At 59.6% G+C, this 22,257-nt stretch carries 21 protein-coding genes; 8 read left to right on the top strand and 13 right to left on the bottom strand.

Features of this window, described 5'->3' with window-relative positions; all coding sequences use genetic code 11:
- The first annotated feature begins 138 nt into the window (after positions 1 to 138).
- Both E8E68_RS03690 and E8E68_RS03685 read left to right on the top strand, forming a co-directional pair.
- Complete coding sequence (locus E8E68_RS03690; protein ID WP_110743463.1) at positions 139 to 993, top strand: TIM44-like domain-containing protein; 855 nt, start codon at positions 139 to 141, stop codon at positions 991 to 993.
- A 114-nt stretch (positions 994 to 1,107) separates the two neighbouring features.
- Complete coding sequence (locus tag E8E68_RS03685; RefSeq protein ID WP_110743464.1) at positions 1,108 to 1,515, top strand: SMI1/KNR4 family protein; 408 nt, start codon at positions 1,108 to 1,110, stop codon at positions 1,513 to 1,515.
- Between the two features lie 148 nt (positions 1,516 to 1,663).
- Here the strand turns inward: E8E68_RS03685 and E8E68_RS03680 are convergent, their stop codons facing one another.
- A complete protein-coding gene (locus E8E68_RS03680) occupies positions 1,664 to 3,424 on the bottom strand; it encodes a cation:proton antiporter (RefSeq protein ID WP_266032122.1) in 1,761 nt (586 codons plus the stop codon).
- A gap of 342 nt (positions 3,425 to 3,766) precedes the next feature.
- On the opposite strand from E8E68_RS03680, the gene E8E68_RS03675 reads away from it, so the two are divergent.
- Positions 3,767 to 4,252 carry an acyl-CoA thioesterase gene (locus E8E68_RS03675; RefSeq protein ID WP_110743466.1) on the top strand — a complete coding sequence of 162 codons (486 nt, stop codon included), beginning with the start codon at positions 3,767 to 3,769 and terminating at the stop codon, positions 4,250 to 4,252.
- On the opposite strand, the gene pdxY is transcribed toward E8E68_RS03675, so the two are convergent.
- Positions 4,249 to 5,121 carry a pyridoxal kinase PdxY gene (gene pdxY / locus E8E68_RS03670; RefSeq protein WP_280339763.1) on the bottom strand — a complete coding sequence of 291 codons (873 nt, stop codon included), beginning with the start codon at positions 5,119 to 5,121 and terminating at the stop codon, positions 4,249 to 4,251. The two genes, E8E68_RS03675 and pdxY, sit on opposite strands and share 4 nt — an antisense overlap.
- Before the next feature lie 120 nt (positions 5,122 to 5,241).
- Here pdxY and E8E68_RS03665 point away from each other — a divergent pair, with 120 nt between their 5' ends.
- Positions 5,242 to 5,634 (top strand): DUF3301 domain-containing protein, encoded by a 393-nt coding sequence (locus tag E8E68_RS03665; RefSeq protein ID WP_266032120.1) that lies wholly within the window; start codon positions 5,242 to 5,244, stop codon positions 5,632 to 5,634.
- On the opposite strand, the gene E8E68_RS03660 is transcribed toward E8E68_RS03665, so the two are convergent.
- From E8E68_RS03660 to zigA, 3 genes are read right to left on the bottom strand one after another with little or no spacing between them, the layout of a single operon-like run.
- Positions 5,635 to 6,606 (bottom strand): CobW family GTP-binding protein, encoded by a 972-nt coding sequence (locus tag E8E68_RS03660; RefSeq protein ID WP_280339761.1) that lies wholly within the window; start codon positions 6,604 to 6,606, stop codon positions 5,635 to 5,637.
- Positions 6,607 to 6,646: 40 nt separating this feature from the next.
- Positions 6,647 to 7,273 (bottom strand): DUF1826 domain-containing protein, encoded by a 627-nt coding sequence (locus tag E8E68_RS03655; RefSeq protein WP_266032118.1) that lies wholly within the window; start codon positions 7,271 to 7,273, stop codon positions 6,647 to 6,649.
- Positions 7,270 to 8,478, bottom strand: a complete 1,209-nt coding sequence (gene zigA, locus E8E68_RS03650) for a zinc metallochaperone GTPase ZigA (RefSeq protein ID WP_280339759.1) — start codon at positions 8,476 to 8,478, stop codon at positions 7,270 to 7,272. The genes E8E68_RS03655 and zigA overlap by 4 nt, the downstream gene beginning before the upstream one ends.
- Before the next feature lie 116 nt (positions 8,479 to 8,594).
- Between zigA and E8E68_RS03645 the strand changes: the two genes are divergently transcribed.
- Entirely contained in the window at positions 8,595 to 8,975 is a 381-nt protein-coding gene (locus tag E8E68_RS03645; RefSeq protein WP_266032116.1) for a glutamine synthetase, read from the top strand.
- A 27-nt stretch (positions 8,976 to 9,002) separates the two neighbouring features.
- Positions 9,003 to 9,908, top strand: a complete 906-nt coding sequence (gene folE2 / locus E8E68_RS03640; RefSeq protein ID WP_280339756.1) for a GTP cyclohydrolase FolE2 — start codon at positions 9,003 to 9,005, stop codon at positions 9,906 to 9,908.
- On the opposite strand, the gene E8E68_RS03635 is transcribed toward folE2, so the two are convergent.
- Positions 9,892 to 10,419, bottom strand: a complete 528-nt coding sequence (locus tag E8E68_RS03635; protein ID WP_266032114.1) for a DUF3617 domain-containing protein — start codon at positions 10,417 to 10,419, stop codon at positions 9,892 to 9,894. The two genes, folE2 and E8E68_RS03635, sit on opposite strands and share 17 nt — an antisense overlap.
- A 133-nt stretch (positions 10,420 to 10,552) precedes the next feature.
- On the opposite strand from E8E68_RS03635, the gene cls reads away from it, so the two are divergent.
- A complete protein-coding gene (gene cls / locus E8E68_RS03630; protein ID WP_266032113.1) occupies positions 10,553 to 11,992 on the top strand; it encodes a cardiolipin synthase in 1,440 nt (479 codons plus the stop codon).
- 122 nt (positions 11,993 to 12,114) lie between these two features.
- On the opposite strand, the gene cfaB is transcribed toward cls, so the two are convergent.
- Positions 12,115 to 13,299, bottom strand: coding sequence for a C17 cyclopropane fatty acid synthase CfaB (gene cfaB, locus E8E68_RS03625; RefSeq protein WP_110743476.1), 1,185 nt, complete (start codon positions 13,297 to 13,299; stop codon positions 12,115 to 12,117).
- Between the two features lie 208 nt (positions 13,300 to 13,507).
- On the opposite strand from cfaB, the gene lpdA reads away from it, so the two are divergent.
- Positions 13,508 to 14,908 (top strand): dihydrolipoyl dehydrogenase, encoded by a 1,401-nt coding sequence (gene lpdA / locus E8E68_RS03620; protein ID WP_266032112.1) that lies wholly within the window; start codon positions 13,508 to 13,510, stop codon positions 14,906 to 14,908.
- A 221-nt stretch (positions 14,909 to 15,129) separates the two neighbouring features.
- Here lpdA and glmS read toward each other — a convergent pair whose 3' ends face one another.
- The 6 genes from glmS to atpG all read right to left on the bottom strand — a co-directional run bounded on the left by glmS (position 15,130) and on the right by atpG (position 22,256).
- On the bottom strand, positions 15,130 to 16,965 hold the full coding sequence (gene glmS / locus E8E68_RS03615; RefSeq protein ID WP_266032111.1) for a glutamine--fructose-6-phosphate transaminase (isomerizing): 1,836 nt from the start codon (positions 16,963 to 16,965) through the stop codon (positions 15,130 to 15,132).
- Between the two features lie 2 nt (positions 16,966 to 16,967).
- Positions 16,968 to 17,744 carry a DeoR family transcriptional regulator gene (locus E8E68_RS03610; RefSeq protein ID WP_280339752.1) on the bottom strand — a complete coding sequence of 259 codons (777 nt, stop codon included), beginning with the start codon at positions 17,742 to 17,744 and terminating at the stop codon, positions 16,968 to 16,970.
- 292 nt (positions 17,745 to 18,036) lie between these two features.
- A complete protein-coding gene (gene glmU, locus E8E68_RS03605; protein WP_280339750.1) occupies positions 18,037 to 19,404 on the bottom strand; it encodes a bifunctional UDP-N-acetylglucosamine diphosphorylase/glucosamine-1-phosphate N-acetyltransferase GlmU in 1,368 nt (455 codons plus the stop codon).
- A 123-nt stretch (positions 19,405 to 19,527) separates the two neighbouring features.
- On the bottom strand, positions 19,528 to 19,947 hold the full coding sequence (locus E8E68_RS03600; RefSeq protein WP_029886844.1) for a F0F1 ATP synthase subunit epsilon: 420 nt from the start codon (positions 19,945 to 19,947) through the stop codon (positions 19,528 to 19,530).
- Positions 19,948 to 19,991: 44 nt separating this feature from the next.
- Positions 19,992 to 21,368 (bottom strand): F0F1 ATP synthase subunit beta, encoded by a 1,377-nt coding sequence (gene atpD / locus E8E68_RS03595; RefSeq protein ID WP_110743485.1) that lies wholly within the window; start codon positions 21,366 to 21,368, stop codon positions 19,992 to 19,994.
- Positions 21,369 to 21,395: 27 nt separating this feature from the next.
- Positions 21,396 to 22,256 (bottom strand): F0F1 ATP synthase subunit gamma, encoded by an 861-nt coding sequence (gene atpG / locus E8E68_RS03590; RefSeq protein WP_009684663.1) that lies wholly within the window; start codon positions 22,254 to 22,256, stop codon positions 21,396 to 21,398.
- Position 22,257: the final 1 nt, after the last annotated feature.

Below are 22,257 nucleotides of genomic sequence, written 5' to 3'. Positions count from 1 at the left end.
CTGGCTGCACCTGCAAGAGCCTGGACTGCCAGGTTTGCAACTTCAGGCAAAAGCTCGAAACATTATGTTGCTGGTCATGCGGCCACGAACCTGTGCAACATGATGCGCGTGCAATCCACAATAGGGGATATCCCACTTATGCAACGTTTTCTTAGCATCGCTCTGGCGCTCTGCGTCGGCCTGACGCTGAGCCTGGACGCCAACGCCAAGCGTTTCGGCGGCGGCAAGAGCTCGGGCTCCGCGCCTATCCACCAGACCCGCCAGGCCACGCCAACCACGCCTGCCGCCGCGCCGACCGCTCCTGGTCGTGCAGCTCCGGCGGCCAGCGGTGCTTCGCGCTGGTTGGGCCCACTCGCCGGCCTGGCCGCGGGTGGCCTGCTGGCGTCCATGTTCATGGGCGACGGTTTCGAAGGCTTCCAGATCATGGACTTCCTGATCATTGCGCTCATCGCCTTCCTGGTGTTCCGCTTCATCGCCGCACGCCGTCGCCAGCAGCAGCCGCAAATGGCCATGCCGGGCCACGCACCCATGCAGCGTGAAGCTCACGGTCAGCCTGCCCAGCCGTCGATCTTCGGTGGTTCGGCTGCGCCTGCCGCCGCCGCTGCCCCGGTGATCAACGCCCCAGCCTGGTTCAATGAGCAGAGCTTCCTGGCTGCCGCCCGTAACCACTTCCAGTCGCTGCAGCAGCACTGGGATGCCAATGAAATGGACAAGATCGCCGAGTTCGTCACCCCGCAAATGCTTGAGTTCCTCAAGCGCGAGCGTGCCGAACTGGGTGACGGCTTCCAGTCCACCTACATCGATAACCTCGAAGTGCAGCTGGACGGCGTCGACGATCGCGCCGACCGCACCGACGCTACCCTGACCTTCCGTGGCGTGTCGAAGAACTCGCGCTTCGACCAAGGCGAAGTGTTCAGCGAAAGCTGGCACATGGTTCGCGCCCCGGGCGAGAACCAGCCGTGGCTGGTTGCCGGTATCCGTCAAAACGGCTAACCGCTGAGTGCTGCACCAAAAACCCCGGACCTGCTCCGGGGTTTTTGCTTTTGCCAGAGTGGCCTACTAGGGTATAACGCGCAGCGTTGTCATCTAGGTCAGAGGAAGTGAACCGTGGAAGAAGTGATCGAACAACTCCGTGAAGCCAATGAGCCGGTACCGGTGCCTCTGGAGCTGCCCGATGAGGACCAGCTGGTAGAGATCGAAGAACAGCTGTTCATTAACATTCCATACGTGTTCAAGGAATTTCTGCTAACCGTGAGTGACGTGGTTTACGGCTCCCTTGAGCCCGTGACCTGTACTGACCCACATTCACACACGTACCTGCCAGAAGTTGCCGCTACCGCTTGGGATGCGGGCGTACCCCGTGAGCTGATCCCGTTGTGCCAGGACGGCGACGACTATTACTGCGTCGAAGAAGACGGAACCGTGGTGCTGTGGAGCGCAGAAGACGAAATCGTCGGCGAGGAAAGCTGGGAATCGGTGTGGCACTGGGCGCGGGATGTCTGGCTGGAGAGCTGATTCAACCCTGGATGAGGCCGAGACCGGGCCGTATGGCTTGGTGCCATCTATGTAGTAAAATCGCCAGGCTTTCTGCGTCTGGCGACATCGCTACCGCTCCATCCCCTCGGACGACGGTGAAAGCTTGCGCAGGGAGCGTGATCCCTTCTCAGTGCGAATTCTCGCGGCTGTTTTCCAGCGTCTCGAGCAAGGCAATCTGCATCCGCGTATGCACGCGGATGAACCAGCGCCACAACAGCGCCACCACCACCGCAGCCACTACGGCAATGACCAGCAGCAATTCATTGGTCGGCAGGATGCTCGCCGACAACGCTGATAGCAGCAAGAAAATCACCAGCAGCGACAAGAGCGGAATGACCTCGGCAATCACACGGCGCACACGCTGGGTATGCCGCCCGGCCATTTCCGGTTTCACACCCATCTCCGCCAGCAGCATCGACAGCGCCTTGAGTTTGCGGTACGCGGCGATCAAAAATGGCAGCGACAGCAACAACGCCGCGCCCCAGATCACTGCTTTCTGTTGGCTGGCATCGCTTACCCATTCACTGAGCCAGTTGCCGATACGCCCGGCGAAGTAGCCACCACTGAAGAAGATGGCGATGACCAACGCCAGATTAACCCCCACCTGCAACAGAATGCGCCGGATCATGGCCGCCACCATGGCGCTCTCGCCCTGCGGCTGAATGTTGCGCAGCCACTCGCCATATAACGACAACACCCGCGCCAGGCGGCGGGGCACCACATTGCCCAGCTTCTGCGACAGCGGGTCGGCAGCACGGATCAGGTACGGCGTCAGCAGCGTGGTGATTGCCGATACGGCGACCGCCACCGGGTAGAGGAAGTCGCTGGTTACCTGCAGGGTCATGCCCAGTGCAGCGATGATGAAAGAGAACTCCCCGATTTGCGAAAGGCCCATGCCCACGCGCAACGAGGTCCGTCCGTCATTGCCTGCAATGAACGCCCCCATGCCGCAGGACAGCATCTTGCCCAGTACTACGGCAAGGGTGATGACCACGATTGGCCAGGCGTAGTCGACCAGTACCTGCGGGTCGATCATCAGACCGATGGCAACGAAGAAGATGGCGCTGAACAGGTCGCGTACCGGCTCGATCAGACGCTCGATCTTCAGCAACTGGCGCGACTCGGCCATGATCGCGCCGATCAGGAAGGCGCCTAACACCATGCTGTACTCCAGTTTCACTACCAGCAGGCAGAAGCCGAAACACAGGCCCAGCACGGTAATCAGCAACATCTCGTTGCTTTCGAACTTGGCCACATAGGCCAACAGCCTTGGCACCAGCAGGATGCCGATGACCAAGGCAACGATCATGAACAGCGACAGCTTGCCGACGGTGGAGAACACCTCGCCCGAGCTGACCGTGCCGCTGACGGCGATGCCCGAGAGCAGGGCGATGATGCCGATGCCAAGGATGTCCTCGACGATCAACACACCGAAGATCAGCTGGGCAAAGCGCTCGTTTTTCATCTTCAGGTCGTTGAGCGCCTTGACGATGATGGTGGTCGAAGAAATGGCCAGGATGGCGCCAAGGAACAGTGAGTCCATGGTGTTCCAGCCGAACCAGCGGCCGATCTCGAAACCGATCCAGATCATCAGCACGATTTCCAGGAACGCCGCGATAAATGCAGTAGCCCCCACCTTGAACAGCTTGCGCAAGCTGAACTCAAGCCCCAGACAGAACATCAAGAAGATCACCCCCAGTTCGGCCAGGGTCTTGATGGTGTCTTCATCGTGGATCAGGCCGAACGGCGGGGTGTGCGGGCCGATGATGAAGCCGGCGACAATGTAGCCCAGCACCACCGGCTGCTTGAACCGGTGGAACAGAATGGTCACCACGCCAGCGACCAGCATGATGACTGCCAGGTCCTGGATGAAGCTGATGGCATGCATGGCGTGATACTCCTTTTCTCGTCTTTTTCTGGATGCCTGGGCAGACCGCTCCGCTGCCAAGGCGTCCTTGAGCGAGCAGCACGTACATACTGTATTGAATGCCGGAAGGCCCACATTGCATGGGCGTACTCAGGGTAACATCGCGATACGCGGCAAAAAGCCGATGCAATATGCAGAAACAGATCGGCCGGAAAAGCACCGCTGATGGCATGATCAGCGTGACGATGGCGCGTCAGCCAACGTCCCGTATCCGCAAGGCATATTCAAAAGAGGGGAACAGAAGTGTCAGCAGATAACGCCCTCCACTCGCCCGATTCAGCGCAACCTAACCGTGAGCACACTATGGAACCTGGAAACGCCCAGCTGAGCATGACCGTCCTGATGACCCCGGACATGGCCAACTTTTCTGGCAACGTACATGGCGGCACCCTGCTCAAGTACCTCGACGAGGTGGCCTACGCGTGCGCCAGCCGCTATGCCGGCAGTTATGTGGTGACTTTGTCGGTAGACCAGGTGATCTTCCGCGAACCGGTACATGTAGGAGAGCTGGTGACCTTCCTGGCATCGGTCAACTACACCGGCAACACCTCGATGGAGGTGGGTATCAAGGTGGTGACCGAAAACATCCGCGAGCGCTCGGTGCGCCATTCGAACAGTTGCTTCTTCACCATGGTCGCGGTCGACGACAACCGCCGGCCGGTGCCGGTGCCGCCGCGCCAGCCGCACACCAGCGAAGAAAAGCGCCGCTTCCTGCAAGGCCAGCAGCGCCGCCAGATTCGTCAGGAGCTGGAAAAGCGCTACCAGGACCTGAAAACCGACGCCAACTAGAACGCCAGCAACTGCGCCTCGAAGCGCACCCGTGGATGCGCGATACGGTCCTGGGCCCGAATTAGCTGCAGTTCGTAGCTGGCGCAGGCCTGGGTTTCCAGCAGTACTTCGTGCACCGCAGCGGTGGTGAACTCAAACGCCTGCACCCAGCTATCGCCGAGCAGCACGCGGGCCAGGAACAACCCGGAAGTCAGGTCCCCCACCCCCACCGGCTGACGTGGGAACGCCAGCATCGGGCGGCGCAAGTGCCAGCTGTGTTCGGCAGTGACCAGCAGCATTTCAAACTGGTCCTCGGCACGGCCGGGGTAAGCCAGGTGCTTGACCAGCACCACCTGCGGCCCGCGCTGCAGCAAGCTGCGCGCCATGTCTACGCAATCCTCAAGCGACTGCGCGCGGCGCCCACAGAAGCTATCCAGCTCCAGCTGGTTGGGGCACAGGATGTCGGCCCTGGCAGCAGCTTCATCGAGCAGGAACTCACTGACTTCCGGTGGCACGATGCAGCCCTTCTCCGGGTGCCCCATGACCGGGTCGCACAGGTACAAGGCTTTAGGGTTCACCGCCTTGATCCGCTCGACGCCGGCCAAAATCGCCCGGCCCTGTTCGGCACTGCCCAGGTAGCCCGACAGCACCGCATCGCAGTGGCCCAACTCGCCAATGTTGGAAATGCCTTGCACCAACGCAGGAATTTGCGCCGGGGCAAGCACTTCGCCCGACCACTGGCCATACTGTGTGTGATTGGAAAACTGCACGGTATTGAGCGGCCAGACATTGACCCCGATACGCTGCATGGGAAACACCGCGGCGCTGTTGCCGGCGTGGCCGAACACCACATGGGACTGGATGGCGAGCAGGTGCGGGGTACGTTTCATGCGGGAGGTTTCCAAAGCTGTTTCAAGAATTGTGCGCAGCGCAGTATGAACTCGATTGCCACCTGTACGACAGGCCAGGGACGCAGTTAAGCTGGATCTACCTGTTTGGAGCATATGCAAATGTTGACCCTGGAGAACCTCTTCGTCCTGATGCTGGTAGCCACGGCAGGCGCCTGGTTGTGGCACAACCACGGGTTGCGCGAAAAAGCCCTGGAACGGGTCAAACAGCATTGCGCCAAGCTCGACCTTGAGCTGCTCGATGACGCCGTTGCGCTCAAGCGCATAGCCTTCGTCCGCGATGCCAACGGCCGCAAGCGCCTGGCGCGCATCTACGCCTTCGAGTTCACCGTCACCGGCGAGCAGCGCCACCCCGGTACGGTGACCCAGTTTGGCGCGCACAGCGTGCATATCGAGCTTGCGCCCTACCCGTTCGAAATCAAGACCCCGCCACGTACCGGCAATGTCATCGAGATGCAGCAGTGGCGCCAGGAGCACAACCGCTGGCGTAATTGATCAACTGATATGGCATTCACGCAATCCGGCGTGCAATGCGGGTTGGTCTTGCGGCTGGTCGAAAATCAGCTCGATCCGGCTGTCTCTGCGCCAGTCACTGGGCTGCCAGGCGGGTAAGTTCCCGTCCAGCCCATTGAATGACTGCCAACCTTCCAAACTGTGGATAACTCCCTTGGCGCGACGCCAGGGCCAAGTGCGCAAGAACGCTTCCAGCCGCTGTGGATAAAACTGCTGGCTGGGGTGCCAGCGCCAGCCAATACTCCACCCTCCCTCCCCGTCTTGGGCAAGACAGATCGGCTGACTGGCATCCGTCCATAGGACGGCTGGCGCACTCTCAGGATTGTCGACAATCTCGATATCGCGAAATGGGCTGTCAACAATCTGCAAGGGTGCTGTCGGCAAGCCTTCAAGCGGTAGCTCCCCTTGCACGGTCCAGATGATTTTCTTATCTTTAAATTTATTAGTTATCAACAACTTAAATGATTCATCCACAGCCTCAGACTTGTTGAAAATCACATTATCCGAGGCGTTGAATGCCTGCTGCTGGGCGTCTGGAAGCGGCTCGTTCCGAACCATGGCCTGGGCATCCAGAACAGTCAAAAGCGGCTGAATTGTCAGCACTCCGGCCCAAGGCGCCGCTTGCAGTTTGGCCAATAACTGAAGCGGATGGCCCAAGCCAGAAGGCTCGATGAACAACCGATCAGGGCGGGATTTACGTAACAAACGGCCCAGCCCTACCTGGAATGGCATACCGTTGACGCAGCACAGGCAGCCGCCCGCGACTTCACCGATGGCAATGCCGTCTTCATCACGGCTGAGCAAGGCCGCATCCAGGCCTACCAGGCCGAACTCGTTGATCAACACCGCCCAGCGTTCATTGGCAGGGCGTTGGGCCAGCAGGTGGCGGATCAGGGTGGTCTTGCCGGCACCTAACGGCCCGGCAATCACGTGGGTGGGAATGTTCTGCAGCATGGGTTGGCTTCAGGCGATTGCAATATCTAACTATGCGCTGTCAGGCCAGCCAGTCAAGGCTGAGCAACAGGCGCGCCTGCTGCCCCGAAGGCGAGCGGTGGACAAGGCCCGCGCCTTCGTTACCCTGCCATTTTTCGCCCTTGAGCACCGCCACTTCACCGGCCAGCAGTTGCTGAATGTTATCCACATACCGATCAGCTGTGGGTAACTCACTGCGCGTGCTTTGCTGCTCCTGCAACCATTCGCTACCGGGACCCACATAGGTGGTGAGCAGCCTTAATGGAACGTTATCCACATGGAAGCGCGGGCACATCGGGTTGTGCAGTACCCGCAGACGCAAACCAACCCGCCGTGCACCCACCAGGCACGTATAAGCCGCCACCAACCAGGTTACATCGGCAACGAAGGCCTCGTAGCCTTGCAACTCCGCAGCTTCGCGCAGCAGGTCAGGCAATATCGGCGTGTTTTGCTCGTCCACATCGATTACCCGCTGATCGGCGAGCGGCACGCCAAGGCTTATCACCAGGTCGGCAAAGTCTTCCAGCTGCGGCGGCAAGCGCCGGTGCCATACGGCTAAATTAACGCCATCCCGAAGTACTTCAGTCAGCACCTGTGGGTTTTCGCCCGACACCTGGAAAATATCCACAGGCCGGTGTGCCAGGTTCATGCCGCCACCTCCTCGTGCCAGGGGCCAAACGGGTCAGGCAGTCGCAACCACTCCATATGCCCCAGATCCATTTCTTCATCCGTCAACAAGCAGGCATCAAGGGCTGTGGATAGTTTTTCGAAGTCAATGTTTTGCCCTATGAACACCAGCTCCTGGCGGCAGTCACCCGTTTCGGGGATCCAGTGCTTGAGAATTGCACTGGTGTTATCCACATCTTGCGGCCACTGGTCGCGTGGCACGAACCGCCACCAGCGCCCGGCCAGGCCATAGCGCATCATCCCTCCAGCCTGCGACCAGCTTCCGGCTTCCTGATATTTACTGGCCAGCCAGAAAAAGCCTTTGGAACGCAACAGCCGACCGTTGCTCCAGTGCGTGTGGATAAAGTTGAAAAAGCGCTGTGGATGAAACGGTCGACGCGCCTGCCAGGTTGTTGCAGCGATCCCGTACTCTTCGGTTTCCGGCACATGCTCACCGCGCAGCTCCTGCAGCCAGCCTGGCGCCTGCGCAGCCTGGTCGAAGTCGAACAAACCGGTATCGAGGATGCGCGCCAGCGGCACCTGGCCCATGACCATGGGTATGATCTGCGCCCGGGCATTGAGGCTGCGCAAAATAGCAGTGAGCTCTTCCCGCTCATGGTGGCTGATCAGGTCGATCTTGCTCAGCAGCAGCACATCGGCAAACTCGACCTGCTCGATCAACAGATCAGTGATGGAGCGCTCGTCTTCTTCGCCCAGGGTTTCGCCGCGGCTGGCCAGGCTGTCAGCGGCCTGGTAGTCACGCAAAAAGTTCAGGCCATCGACCACGGTAACCATGGTGTCTAGCCGCGCCATGTCTGAGAGGCTTCGGCCCTGCTCATCACGGAACGTGAAGGTTTCAGCCACCGGCAGAGGCTCGGAGATACCGGTGGATTCGATGAGCAGGTAATCGAAACGTCCTTCCTCTGCTAGCCGCGCTACCTCTTCGAGCAAGTCTTCACGCAGCGTGCAGCAGATGCAGCCGTTGCTCATCTCCACCAATTTTTCTTCGGCACGGTTGAGGCTGACATTGCGCTGCACCTCGCTGGCGTCGATGTTGATCTCACTCATGTCATTGACGATCACCGCAACCCGCAGGTTGTCGCGGTTACGCAGCACATGGTTGAGCAAGGTGCTTTTGCCGGCGCCAAGAAATCCGGACAGCACGGTGACGGGTAAACGGTTGGACATGGGCGAAACCTCTTCAGGCGAGCGCATTCGAAACGATGCATTGCACAATGTTATAAAGTAACAATACAATTTCGCCAAGTCGTAATCGACGGACGCGTGCTCACTGGGGATGAAACATGAAACTGCCTTGCATCATGGTGATGCTGATGCTTGCGATGCCCACCTCGCTGCTAGCCATGCCACAAAGCAGTGGCCTGGCGCTGTGTACCCGCAGTGCAATGCTGATCGCTTGCCAGGATGGCAAGGGCAGTTATTACAGCGTGCGCAGCGAAGGCAGCACGTTGTTCCTGCGCGGCTACGACTTCAATAGCCAACGCCTGTGGGCACAAACAAACAGCCGCTATGGCACGCTAACCTTTTTCACCGGCCTGGCCAGCGACGGAGAGGCCTGGGTGGGCTACAGCCGCCGCGTTGGCTGGACTACCCTGAACCGCGTGTCCAGTTCCAGCGGCCAACGCTTCAAGCTGCATTGCAGCTTGATCGGCGGTTGCCGTTGACGCCTTTTTTTTTGATTGGAAAGCCAGATGACCCAGCTCAAGCTCCCAGACATCGCCGCACAAACCCAGCAGTACACTTTGCCGTTGGACTGGGTGGGCATGTGTGGAATCGCCTTGCCGGTGCAATTCGAGGGACGCATCGCTGCCGCCAACATCGATGCCGGGGTCAGCTTGGTGGATGGTTGTTCTCGCGGTATCCATATGTCGCGGCTGTACCTTGCCTTGGAATCGCTGGAAAATCAGCCGCTGACTCCAATCGCAATCCACCAGCTTTTGCTGAGTTTTCTCAGCAGCCATGAAGGGCTTTCCTCGGCGGCCTATCTACGAATCAGCTTCGAACACTTGCTAAAACGACCCGCCTTGGTCAGTCCGTTGGCGGGCTGGAAAAGCTACGCCGTGACGGTGGATGCCAGAATCGTTAATGGAATGTTCCACGTGGAACTATCCGTTTCCATCCCATACTCATCGACTTGCCCATGCTCGGCGGCACTGGCGCGGCAACTGATTCAGCAGCAGTTCCTAGCGGGCTTCAGCGAGCAGCAGGTCGACAAGTCTGCGGTGCTGCAATGGCTAGGCACTGCCGAAGGCATCGTGGCTACGCCCCACAGCCAGCGTAGTGCAGCGCATGTTCAGGTGCGGCTACGCCATCACCAGCCGGTATTGCCAGTTACCGAATTGATAGATGGCATCGAGAGGAGCTTGGGGACCGCGGTGCAAACCGCAGTGAAGCGAGCAGACGAACAAGCGTTTGCGTTGGCCAATGGGCAGAACCTGATGTTCTGCGAAGATGCAGCTCGGCGCCTGCACCAGGCACTGCGCCAAGTTGAATGGAGCACTGCCTTCAAGCTGCGCGTGGAACATGCAGAGAGCCTGCATGCCCACGACGCGGTTGCCACAAGCCAGTGGCAGTGGGGGCTCAACTGCGCGGCTTGACCGTACCGCAGTCATTGCCCAACCACACCGCCCGGGTGTTCATGCTGCCTTGCTGCTGCACACCCGAAGCGTTGAAAGTGCCACTCACCTGCGTAGTGAATTCGCGGTCACTGAGGAATGTGGCCTGGCCGGTGCCCTGTGCTTTCGGGCAGCTGAACTGGAACTTCCAGACATTGCCGGTACGGTCGGTAATTTTCTGAGTGCAGCCTGACTTGGGGTCCTGCAACGGGATGTCATTGGTCGCCACTTGCTCTGGTGTCAGGCACGACCGAACGCCCTTGCCACCGACAGTTACCCCCTGTTTTGCCAACACCCCTTCCATCATTGCGCGCTGCTCCGGCGGCAGGTTCTTAAGCTGGCCGAGCATGAACTCCATGTCGGGCAGCGGCTTGCCATCGACCTGCATGTTGCTGGTAGTCAGCTCCCACAAACCTGGTTGCAGCATCTGGGCATGCACCAATGGGCTGCTCAAACCTAGGGCCAACGCCAACAGTGGCAGACGAATCTTCATGGACGAACGCTCCTGGAAAAAAGCCGGCCAAGCGGGCCGGGCTGAGCCTTAGACGCCAAATCCACCTGCGGGTTGCAAGGTGGACCGGGAACGTGTTCTGTTACCTCAAGTGTACTCGGCAAGCAGGATGCAAATGGATTACCACAGCCCCTACTTCTTCGGTTACCTACTCGGCCTGATCCACCTGCTGGGTATCGTTGCCGCGCTTCACGCGCTGTTCACCGTGCGCACAGCCCAAGGCGCAATTGCCTGGGCCATGCCTTTGTTCTTCATACCCTACCTGACCTTGATCCCCTACCTGGTTTTTGGCGCCCGCTCGTTCTATGCCTACATCAAGGCGCGACGGCAAGCCAATCAGGAAATGCACGTGGCCATGGCCAACCTCAACTGGCGCCCTTGGGTTGAAGAAGCCCTGACTGCCCGCGAATCACAAAGCTATGTGGCGTTGCGCGCCATGCCTAAGCTGGGGCGTATGCCTTGCCTGGCAAACAACCAAGTGAAGCTGCTGATCAATGGCGCAGCCACCTTCGATGCCATCTTTGCAGCCATCGAGAAAGCCCGGGACGTGGTGCTGGTGCAGTTCTTCATCATCCATGACGACACCCTTGGCAAGGCACTGCAGCAACTGCTGTTACGCAAAGCCGCGGAAGGGGTACAGGTTTTCGTGTTGTATGACCGCGTGGGCAGCCATGCCTTACCGGCCAGTTACAGCCAGGTACTGCGTGAGGGCGGAGTACAGATTCATGCGTTCGCTACCCGCCGTGGCTGGTTCAATCGCTTCCAGGTGAACTTCCGCAACCATCGCAAGATCGTGGTGGTGGATGGCCTGCTCGGTTTTATCGGGGGGCACAACGTGGGGGACGAGTACCTGGGTGCGCACCCGCATCTTTCCCCCTGGCGCGACACCCATGTGCAAATCGGCGGGCCAGTGCTTGCCTGCCTGCAAGAGTCGTTTGCCGAGGACTGGTATTGGGCCACGCGCCAGCTACCCCCGCTGATTCTTCCAGATACCTACCCGGACAACGGCGTGTTGTGCCAAGCGCTAGCCAGCGGCCCGGCCGACCCACAGGAAACCTGCTCGTTGTTCTTCCTCGAAGCGATTCATTCGGCCACCCGCAGGGTGTGGATTACCAGCCCGTATTTCATTCCTGACGAAGCGGTGTTTGCCGCATTGCGGCTGGCGGTATTGCGCGGGGTCGATGTACGGGTGCTGATTCCATCAAGGCCAGACCACCGTATCGTCTATGCCGCATCCAGCCTGTTCGCCTTCGAAGCAGTACGCGCGGGGGTACGCATGTTCCGTTACCAGCCGGGCTTCTTGCACCAGAAAGTGGTGCTGGTGGATGACGATGTCAGTGCCATTGGCAGTGCCAACCTGGACAACCGCTCGTTCCGCCTGAACTTCGAAATTACCCTGCTGACGGTCGACCGTGGGTTTGCAGATCAGGTCGAGCATATGCTGAACGATGACTTTGAGCAGTCGCGGGAGATAACCGCTGAGGACAGCCGCGATACTCATCGGCTGCAGCAATTGGGGATGCGTATTGCACGGTTGATCTCGCCGATTCTCTAACGCTGGAGGCAGGACCTCGCGACACCCGCTTGCGTTGCATAGGGGCCGGTCAAGCTGAGCGAACCTTTCAGCTTGACCGACCCCTATGCAACGCAAAGCTGTTAACGCAAGTCGAAGGTGATCTAGCGGTACAGATCCTCGCGGGTCCATGGCAGATCATGGTGCCCATCGGCATACGGCTTCACAGCCAGAATCTGGTGCAGATTGATCCAGCCTTTCTGGAACGCATAAGCACACCCGGCCAGGTACAAGCGCCAGATCCGCAGGGTTTTCTCGGGCACCAGCGCCGCCGCTTTGTGCAGCTGGTTCTCCAGGTTCTCACTCCAGTGATGCAGCGTCTTGGCGTAATGCAAGCGCAGGCTTTCCACGTCCACCACCTCCAGCCCCGCTTCGCAGATACTGGCGCTGATCATCGACAAATGCGGCAGCTCCCCATGAGGAAACACGTAGCGGTCGATAAACTCGCCAGCGCCCCGCCCGACCGGCCGGCCATCGACGTGCTTGGCGGTGATGCCGTGGTTCATCACCAGCCCGCCCTCCCTCACCGCGCCAAACAGCTTCTGGCAATACAGCGCCAGATTGGCGTGCCCAACGTGCTCAAACATGCCCACGCTGACGACTTTGTCGAAGCGACCATCCTGGGGCAAGTCGCGGTAGTCCAGGATCTGCAGGTCGACCTTGTCGGCAAGGCCCTCTGCTTTGACGCGTTGGCGACCAAGCTTGAGCTGCTCTTTGCTCAGGGTGATGCCAAACACCTTGGCGCCATACTCACGGGCAGCGAAACGCGCCAGCCCACCCCAGCCACAGCCCACATCCAACAGGTAGTCGCCCGCATCCAGGCGTAGCTTGCGGCACAAGTGATCGAACTTGTCCTGCTGGCCTTGATCCAGGGTGTTGTCCGGTTCGCGGAAGTAGGCACACGAATAGGCCATGTCCTTATCCAGCCACAGCTGGTAAAACTCGTTGGACACATCATAGTGATAAGAGATGGCTTCGGCGTCCGTGCTCTTGTCGTGAGACAGCCGTTGCGGTGGCGTTTCATCCTCGTCCTTCAGCAATGCGTCACTCAGTTCATCGCATACGCGGATGGCCTCACCAATATCGCCTTCCAGCTCAAGCTTGCCTTCAACGAACGCAGTGCCCAGCTGGTCCATGCTTGGGTGAGTCAGCTGGCTGATCAGTTGCGGTTCCTTGACCAGGATAGTGACCTGCGGGCTGGGCCCCAGATCGAACTGATTGCCGTCCCAAAGTTTCAGCCGTAGCGGCAGATGCAAGCTCTGCAGTGCCGGTGGAAGTTGCGCAAGCATGAACGACCCTCCAAATCCGTATATGGCCACGACGCCTTATATTTCGAACGTTGCCGGATCAGAGTAGTTCATTCGTGGGATGTTTCCTCTAAACACGACCATGGTCTAGAACCAACTGGTCTTATTCGCACAGCAGATTGTATACAATTTCTGCGTCTCAGCTTAACCTTGTGCCCCTCTCGCGCTTCTACATCCTGGAGTTGAACCCATGAAATCCTATGACGTGGTGATCATCGGCGGTGGCCCTGGTGGCTACAATGCGGCCATCCGCGCTGGCCAGCTGGGCCTGAGCGTAGCCTGCGTGGAAGGCCGCTCGACCTTGGGCGGCACCTGCCTGAATGTCGGCTGCATGCCGTCCAAGGCACTGTTGCATGCTTCTGAATTGTACGAAGCGGCTAGCGGCGACGAATTCGCCCACCTCGGTATCGAAGTAAAGCCCACCCTCAACCTCGCCCAGATGATGAAACAGAAGGACGAGAGCGTGACCGGCCTGACCAAGGGCATCGAGTATCTGTTTCGCAAGAACAAGGTCGACTGGATCAAGGGCTGGGGCCGCCTGGACGGTGTCGGCAAGGTCGTGGTCAAAGCTGAAGACGGTAGCGAGACAGCGCTGCAGGCCAAGGACATCGTCATTGCGACCGGCTCCGAGCCCACCCCGCTGCCAGGCGTGACCATCGACAACCAGCGCATCATTGACTCGACCGGCGCACTGTCCCTGCCACAAGTGCCCAAACACCTGGTCGTCATCGGCGCCGGCGTGATCGGCCTTGAACTGGGTTCGGTCTGGCGACGCCTGGGTAGCCAGGTTACGGTCATCGAATACCTCGACCGGATCTGCCCAGGCACCGACACCGAAACCGCCAAAACCCTGCAGAAGGCCCTGGCCAAGCAAGGCATGGCATTCAAGCTGGGCAGCAAAGTGACCCAAGCGACGGCCAGCGCCGATGGCGTGAGCCTGACACTGGAGCCTGCCGCTGGCGGTACTGCAGAGTCACTGCAAGCCGACTACGTGCTGGTGGCTATCGGTCGCCGCCCCTACACCAAAGGCCTGAACCTTGAAAGCGTGGGCCTGGAAACCGACCAGCGCGGCATGCTCGGCAACCAGCACCACCGCACCTCTGTGCCGGGCGTGTGGGTGATTGGTGACGTCACATCCGGCCCGATGCTGGCGCACAAGGCCGAAGATGAAGCAGTAGCCTGCATCGAGCGCATCGCTGGCAAGCCCCACGAGGTCAACTACAACCTGATCCCAGGTGTGATTTACACACGCCCGGAGCTGGCTACCGTGGGCAAGACCGAAGAGCAGCTCAAGGCCGAAGGGCGCGCCTACAAGGTAGGCAAGTTCCCCTTCACCGCCAACAGCCGCGCCAAGATCAACCACGAAACCGAAGGCTTCGCCAAGGTCATCGCTGACGCCGCAACCGATGAAGTGCTGGGTGTACACCTGGTGGGCCCAAGCGTCAGCGAAATGATTGGGGAGTTCTGCGTGGCCATGGAGTTCTCGGCCTCTGCAGAAGACATCGCCCTCACCTGCCACCCGCACCCGACCCGCTCCGAGGCGTTGCGCCAGGCAGCGATGAATGTGGATGGCATGGCCATGCAAATCTGATGGGGCACATTCGCAGCGTCAGTTACTCTCTCTTGCACTTGGCGCTGCGGAACACTGCCCTCCAGCAGATCGCGCGCCGGCTGGCATGAACGTGCTTGTCTCCGGGAAGTGCTGCTGAAGTCGAAGTCTTTGTCCCGGGTGGCGCTACCAATCAGGGTTTCGCGATCTGAAAGTAAAATGCCCTCCGGATGGAGGGCATTTTAGCAACGTGCAGCTACCTGTTACTCGACAGTAACGGACTTGGCCAGATTCCGAGGCTGGTCAACGTCAGTCCCCTTGAGTACGGCCACGTAATACGAAAGCAGCTGCAGTGGAATGGTGTACAGGATCGGCGCCAGGGCGTCCGCGATGTGCGGCACCTTGATCACGTGGGTGCCTTCGCCATTGGTCATGCCAGCTTGCTCGTCAGCGAATACCACCAGCTCGCCGCCACGGGCACGCACTTCCTGCAGGTTGGACTTCAGCTTTTCCAGCAGTTCGTTGTTCGGTGCAACGGTAACCACCGGCATGTCGTTGTCTACCAGCGCCAGCGGGCCGTGCTTCAGCTCGCCTGCCGGGTAGGCTTCAGCGTGGATGTAGGAGATTTCCTTGAGCTTGAGTGCACCTTCCATCGCCACCGGGTACTGCGCACCGCGGCCGAGGAACAGGGTGTGGTGCTTGTCGGCAAACAGCTCGGCGATCTTCTCGACGGTCGCGTCCATGGCCAGTGCCTCGCCCAGGCGGGTAGGCAGACGGCGCAGTTCTTCCACCAGCTCGGCTTCGACACCGGCTTCCAAGGTACCGCGCACCTGGCCCAGCGCCAAGGTCAGCAGCATCAACGATACCAGCTGTGTAGTGAAGGCCTTGGTCGAAGCAACGCCGATCTCCGGGCCGGCGAGGGTCAACAGGGTCAGGTCCGATTCACGTACCAGCGAGCTGATGCCGACGTTGCAGATTGCCAGGCTGCCAAGGAAACCCAGTTCCTTGGCGTTGCGCAGCGCGGCCAGGGTGTCGGCAGTTTCACCGGACTGCGAGATGGAGACGAACAGGGTATCCGGCTGCACCACCACCTTGCGGTAACGGAACTCGCTGGCCACTTCAACCTGGCATGGGATGCCGGCCAGGCTTTCCAGCCAGTAGCGGGCGACCATACCAGCGTGGTAGCTGGTGCCGCAGGCAACGATCTGCACGTTGCGCACCTTGGCGAACAACTCCGCAGCGTTCGGGCCGAAGGCTTGGACCAGCACATTATCCTTGCCCAGGCGACCTTCCAGGGTGCGCTGGACAACGCTTGGCTGCTCGTGGATTTCCTTGAGCATGAAGTGGCGGTAGTTACCCTTGTCCGCAGCTTCGGCGCCTTCATGGTACTGCACGGTTTCGCGCTGGACCTTGTGGCCGGCCTGGTCCCAGATGGTGACCTGCTCACGGCGGATCTCAGCGATATCGCCTTCTTCCAGGTACATGAAGCGGTCCGTGACCTGGCGCAAGGCCAATTGGTCAGACGCCAGGAAGTTCTCACCCAAGCCCAAGCCGATAACCAGGGGGCTGCCGCTGCGTGCGGCTACCAGGCGGTCAGGCTGCTTGGCGCTGATCAGTGCCAGGCCGTAAGCACCATGCAGGCGCTTCACTGCGGCCTTGAGGGCATCGGCCAGGTCCGGAATGCTCTTCAGGGTGTGCTGGATCAAGTGCACGATGACTTCGGTGTCAGTCTGCGAAGTGAAGACATAGCCGAGGCCCTTCAACTCTTCGCGCAGCTCTTCATGGTTCTCGATGATGCCATTGTGCACAACGGCCACTTCGTTGCCAGAGAAGTGCGGGTGGGCGTTGCCTTCGGTTGGCGCGCCGTGGGTAGCCCAACGCGTGTGGGCGATGCCCAACTGGCCAGCCAGCGGGTCTGCAGCGACAGCAGCTTCCAGCTCGCTGACCTTGCCGATGCGGCGGCGGCGATGCAGCTCACCATTCTGGGATAGCACGGCCAGGCCAGCGCTGTCGTAACCGCGGTACTCAAGACGCTTGAGGCCTTCGATCAGGATGGCGGTGATATTGCGTTCGGCGACGGCACCAACGATTCCACACATAGTTATTGCTCCTGGCTGATCGCGGCGCAGATCAGGTTGATGCCGCGGGCTTGAATTTGTTCGCGTGCCGCTGCGGGCAGGCGCTCATCTGTAATAAGGGTGTGCACGCTGCCCCAGGGCAGCTCAAGGTTGGGGATCTTGCGCCCCACCTTGTCCGATTCGACCATGACGATCACTTCACGGGCCACTTCGGCCATGACCCGGCTCAGGCCGAGCAACTCGTTGAAGGTGGTGGTACCCCTGCCGAGATCGATGCCATCAGCACCGATGAACAACTGGTCGAAATCGTAGGAGCGCAGGACATGCTCGGCGACCTGACCCTGAAACGACTCGGAATGCGGGTCCCAGGTGCCACCGGTCATCAACAGCACCGGCTCATGTTCAAGGTCGCAAATGGCACGGGCCACATTAAGCGAGTTAGTCATCACCACCAGGCCAGGCTGGCGCCCCAGCTCGGGGATCATCGCCGCCGTGGTGCTGCCACTGTCGATGATGATGCGCGCATGCTCGCGGATACGCCCTACTGCTGCCCGGGCGATGGCCTTCTTGTAGGAAGACACGGGCTGGGCGGGCTCACCCAGCAGTTCTTGCGGCACCGGTACCGCACCACCGTAGCGGCGCAGCAACAGGCCGTTGGTTTCCAGCGCGGCGAGGTCTTTGCGTATGGTCACTTCCGATGTTTCGAAACGTTTGGCCAAGGCGTCCACGCTCACCTCGCCCTGCTCAGCGAGCAAAGCGAGGATATTGTGCCGACGTTGTGGGGTGTTTCGTTTCGACATGAGCGGTTAAGTTTCGATTCGAAAGATAATGATGCCAATCAAAACTCAAGATGAGCGGCTCGTCAAGTTCCGCCTGCCCTGTGGATAATGTTTGGGCACTGGCCGGGCGCTTTGAGGGAGTGCCGCAAATGGCAGATAAGCGGTCTTTGAAATCGGGGGGAGGCAGTAACTGGAGCGCTGGTTTGAAGCCGATCGCGCTATCAGCGCCGCTGAAGGAGCCCCCGCAAGACGCTCAAAAAAAAACCGACTTATTCACACAAGTCGGCTTTCGATCGAAACATCTGTGGACAACTCAACTCTTCTTGAGTTTTTCCGGCCGCTTCCAGCCCGAAATATTGCGCTGGCGTGCACGGCCCACCGCCAGATCGCCGGCTTCGACAGTTTGGGTAATGGTCGAACCGGCAGCAGTGGTGGCCCCAGCCTGGATTTCCACAGGCGCGACCAGGGAATTATTCGAACCGATGAACACGTCCTCGCCCATTACGGTCTTGAACTTATTGGCGCCATCGTAGTTACAGGTGATGGTACCCGCGCCGATATTAGTGCGCGCGCCGATCTCGGCGTCACCCAGGTAAGTGAGGTGGCCAGCCTTGGCGCCTTCACCCAGGTGGGCATTTTTCAGTTCGACGAAGTTACCCACATGGGCCTTGGCCTCCAGCACGCTTCCCGGGCGCAGGCGGGCGAACGGACCAGCATCGCTGCCCTCGCCCATCACGGCACCTTCCAGGTGGCTGTTGGCCTTCACCACCGCACCTTTGCGCAGGGTGGTGTTCTTGATCACACAGTTAGGGCCAATCTGCACATCGTCCTCGATGACCACCTTGCCTTCGAGAATCACGTTGATGTCGATGAGTACATCACGACCAACGGTCACTTCACCGCGCACATCGAAGCGGGCTGGATCACGCAGTGTCACCCCCTGGGCCATCAGCCGACGGCCTTCACGCAGCTGGTAGTGGCGTTCAAGCTCGGACAGCTGGCGGCGGTCGTTGGCGCCCTGCACTTCCATCGGGTCGTGGGGCTGTTCGGTTGCCACCACCAGGCCATCGGCCACGGCCATGGCAATGACGTCGGTCAGGTAGTACTCGCCCTGGGCGTTGTTGTTCGACAGGCGGCCCATCCAGTCGGCGAGGCGCGCGGCCGGCAGGGCCAGAATGCCGGTGTTGCCTTCCTTGATTGCTCTCTGCGCGTCGTCGGCGTCCTTGTGCTCAACGATGGCAGTGACCTGGCCTTGCTCGTCACGAACGATACGGCCATAGCCAGTCGGGTCGTCGAGCGTGACGGTAAGCAGGCCCAATTGCTGGTCGTTGGCTTTGGCCAACAGACGCTGCAGGGTTTCCACTTCGATCAGCGGCACATCGCCGTACAGTACCAGCACGGTGTCGGCGGTGAGCGCCGGGAGGGCTTGGGCAACCGCATGGCCGGTACCCAGCTGCTTGTCCTGCATGACGAAATTCAGGTCGTCAGAAGCCAGGCGCTCTCGCACCAACTCGGCCCCATGACCAATGACCACATGAATCCCCTGCGGCTGCAACTGGCGTGCACTGTGGATAACATGGCCAAGCATGGAGTTGCCGGCTACCGGGTGCAGTACCTTGGGCAGGGCCGAGCGCATGCGGGTGCCTTGGCCGGCGGCGAGAATAACGATATCGAGTGACATTACTGGCTACCAATCCTGGGCGGTCAGTGAAATGACCGGTTCTATGAGTTTCACAAAAGAAAAAGGGTAGCCGATGGCTACCCTTTAACTCAATCGCAACGCAAGTACGCGGCCAAAGCCGGATTACTTGCCTCTGCGCATTTGCTGGACAGTACGCAGCTGAGCTGCAGCCTCGGCCAGACGTGCGGCAGCTGCGCCGTAGTCGAAATCCGAGCCTTTAGTGTTCAGCGCGTTCTCGGCAGCCTTGAGGGCTTCCTGAGCCTGAGCTTCGTCCAGGTCGGCAGCACGTTGTACGGTGTCGGCAAGAACCTTCACCATGTTCGGCTGCACTTCGAGGAAGCCACCGGAGATGTAGAACACCTCTTGAGTGCCACCCTGCTTGGTCAGCGTGATCGGACCTGGCTTGAGATTGGTGATCAGCGGCGCGTGGCCTGGAGCGATACCCAGATCGCCCAGGTTGCCGTGCGCTACTACCATCTCGACCAGGCCGGAGAAGATTTCTCCTTCCGCGCTGACGATGTCGCAATGGACTGTCATAGCCATCTGCTTGCCTCAACCTGATTAGCGCCCCTTGCGGGGCGCCGGGATTACAGTTTCTTGGCTTTCTCGATCGCTTCGTCGATGCTGCCGACCATGTAGAACGCTTGTTCTGGCAGGTGGTCGTAGTCACCTTTGAGGATGCCGCTGAAGCCAGCGATGGTGTCTTTCAGGGAAACGTACTTGCCTGGCGAACCGGTGAAGACTTCGGCCACGAAGAACGGCTGCGACAGGAAGCGCTGGATCTTACGAGCGCGGGCTACCAGTTGCTTGTCGCTTTCGGACAGTTCGTCCATACCCAGGATCGCGATGATGTCCTTCAGCTCTTTGTAGCGCTGCAGAACATACTGAACGCCACGAGCGGTCTCGTAGTGCTCGTTGCCGATCACGTTCGGGTCCAGCTGGCGCGAAGTCGAGTCCAGTGGATCAACCGCTGGGTAGATACCCAGGGAGGCGATGTCACGGGACAGAACGACGGTGGCGTCCAAGTGGGCGAAGGTGGTCGCTGGCGACGGGTCGGTCAAGTCGTCCGCAGGTACGTATACGGCCTGAACGGAGGTGATCGAACCTTCCTTGGTGGAGGTGATGCGCTCTTGCAGAACGCCCATCTCTTCAGCCAGGGTCGGCTGGTAACCTACTGCCGAAGGCATACGGCCCAGCAGTGCGGATACTTCGGTACCGGCCAGGGTGTAACGATAGATGTTGTCGACGAACAGCAGAACGTCGTTACCTTCGTCACGGAACTTCTCAGCCATGGTCAGGCCGGTCAGCGCCACGCGCAGACGGTTTCCTGGTGGCTCGTTCATCTGACCGTAGACCAGCGCTACCTTGTCGAGAACGTTGGAGTCCTTCATCTCGTGGTAGAAGTCGTTACCCTCACGAGTACGCTCACCCACACCAGCGAACACGGAATAACCGCTGTGTTCCATGGCGATGTTACGGATCAGTTCCATCATGTTTACGGTCTTGCCTACACCGGCACCACCGAACAGACCAACTTTACCACCCTTGGCGAACGGGCAAACCAGGTCGATAACCTTGATGCCAGTTTCCAGCAGGTCGTTGCCACCAGCCTGGTCAGCGAACGAAGGCGCTGGCTGGTGGATACCGCGACGCTCTTCTTCGCCGATCGGGCCGGCTTCGTCGATCGGGTTGCCCAGTACGTCCATGATGCGGCCCAGAGTGGCCTTACCAACAGGAACGGAAATGGCAGCGCCGGTGTCGACGACATCCAGACCGCGCTTCAGGCCTTCGGTCGAGCCCATCGCAATGGTACGAACCACGCCGTCGCCCAGCTGCTGCTGAACTTCCAGGGTGGTTTCCGCGCCTTGTACTTTCAGCGCGTTGTAAACACTCGGTACGCTGTCACGTGGGAATTCCACGTCGATGACGGCGCCGATGATTTGAACGATACGTCCGCTACTCATAGCTGGATCCTCTGAATTTTTGAACCGTTAAACCGCGGCAGCGCCGCCGACGATTTCCGAGATCTCCTGGGTGATCGCAGCCTGACGCGCCTTGTTGTAGATCAATTGCAGCTCTTTGATCAAATCACCGGCGTTGTCTGTGGCGTTCTTCATGGCGATCATCCGGGCCGCTTGTTCAGCAGCGTTGTTCTCGACCACCGCCTGGTAGACCTGCGACTCCACGTAACGCACCATCAAGCCGTCCAGCAGCTCTTTTGCGTCGGGTTCGTACAGGTAGTCCCAGTGGTGCTTGAGTTCCTGATCCGGGGTTGCCACCAACGGTACCAATTGCTCGACCGTCGGTTTTTGGGTCATGGTGTTGATGAACTTGTTCGAAACCACCGAAAGGCGATCGATACGGCCATCCATGTAGGCGTCCAGCATCACTTTGACGGAGCCGATCAGATCATTGATCGATGGCTCTTCGCCCAGGTGGCTGATCGCGGCTACAACGTTGCCGCCAAAGATGCGGAAGAAAGTCGCACCCTTGCTGCCGATCACGCACAGGTCGATTTCAACGCCCTGTTCGCGGTTTTCGCTCATGTCCTTGACCAGGGCCTTGAACAGGTTGGTGTTCAAGCCACCGCACAGACCACGGTCACTGCTCACCACGATATAACCGGCGCGCTTTACAGGGCGCTCGATCATGAACGGGTGGCGGTATTCCGGGTTGGCGTTGGCCAGATGACCGATCACCTGGCGGATACGCTCCGCGTAAGGACGGCTAGCAGCCATGCGCATTTGTGCCTTGCGCATTTTGCTGACCGCCACTTTCTCCATGGCGCTGGTAATTTTTTGCGTGCTTTTGATGCTCGCAATCTTACTGCGAATCTCTTTTGCGCCTGCCATG

This window comes from Pseudomonas sp. BN607, assembly GCF_029871175.1.
Taxonomy (GTDB): Bacteria; Pseudomonadota; Gammaproteobacteria; order Pseudomonadales; family Pseudomonadaceae; genus Aquipseudomonas.
The sequence above is the reverse complement of the archived record's forward strand: the minus strand, read 5'-3'. Positions and strand labels throughout refer to the sequence as shown.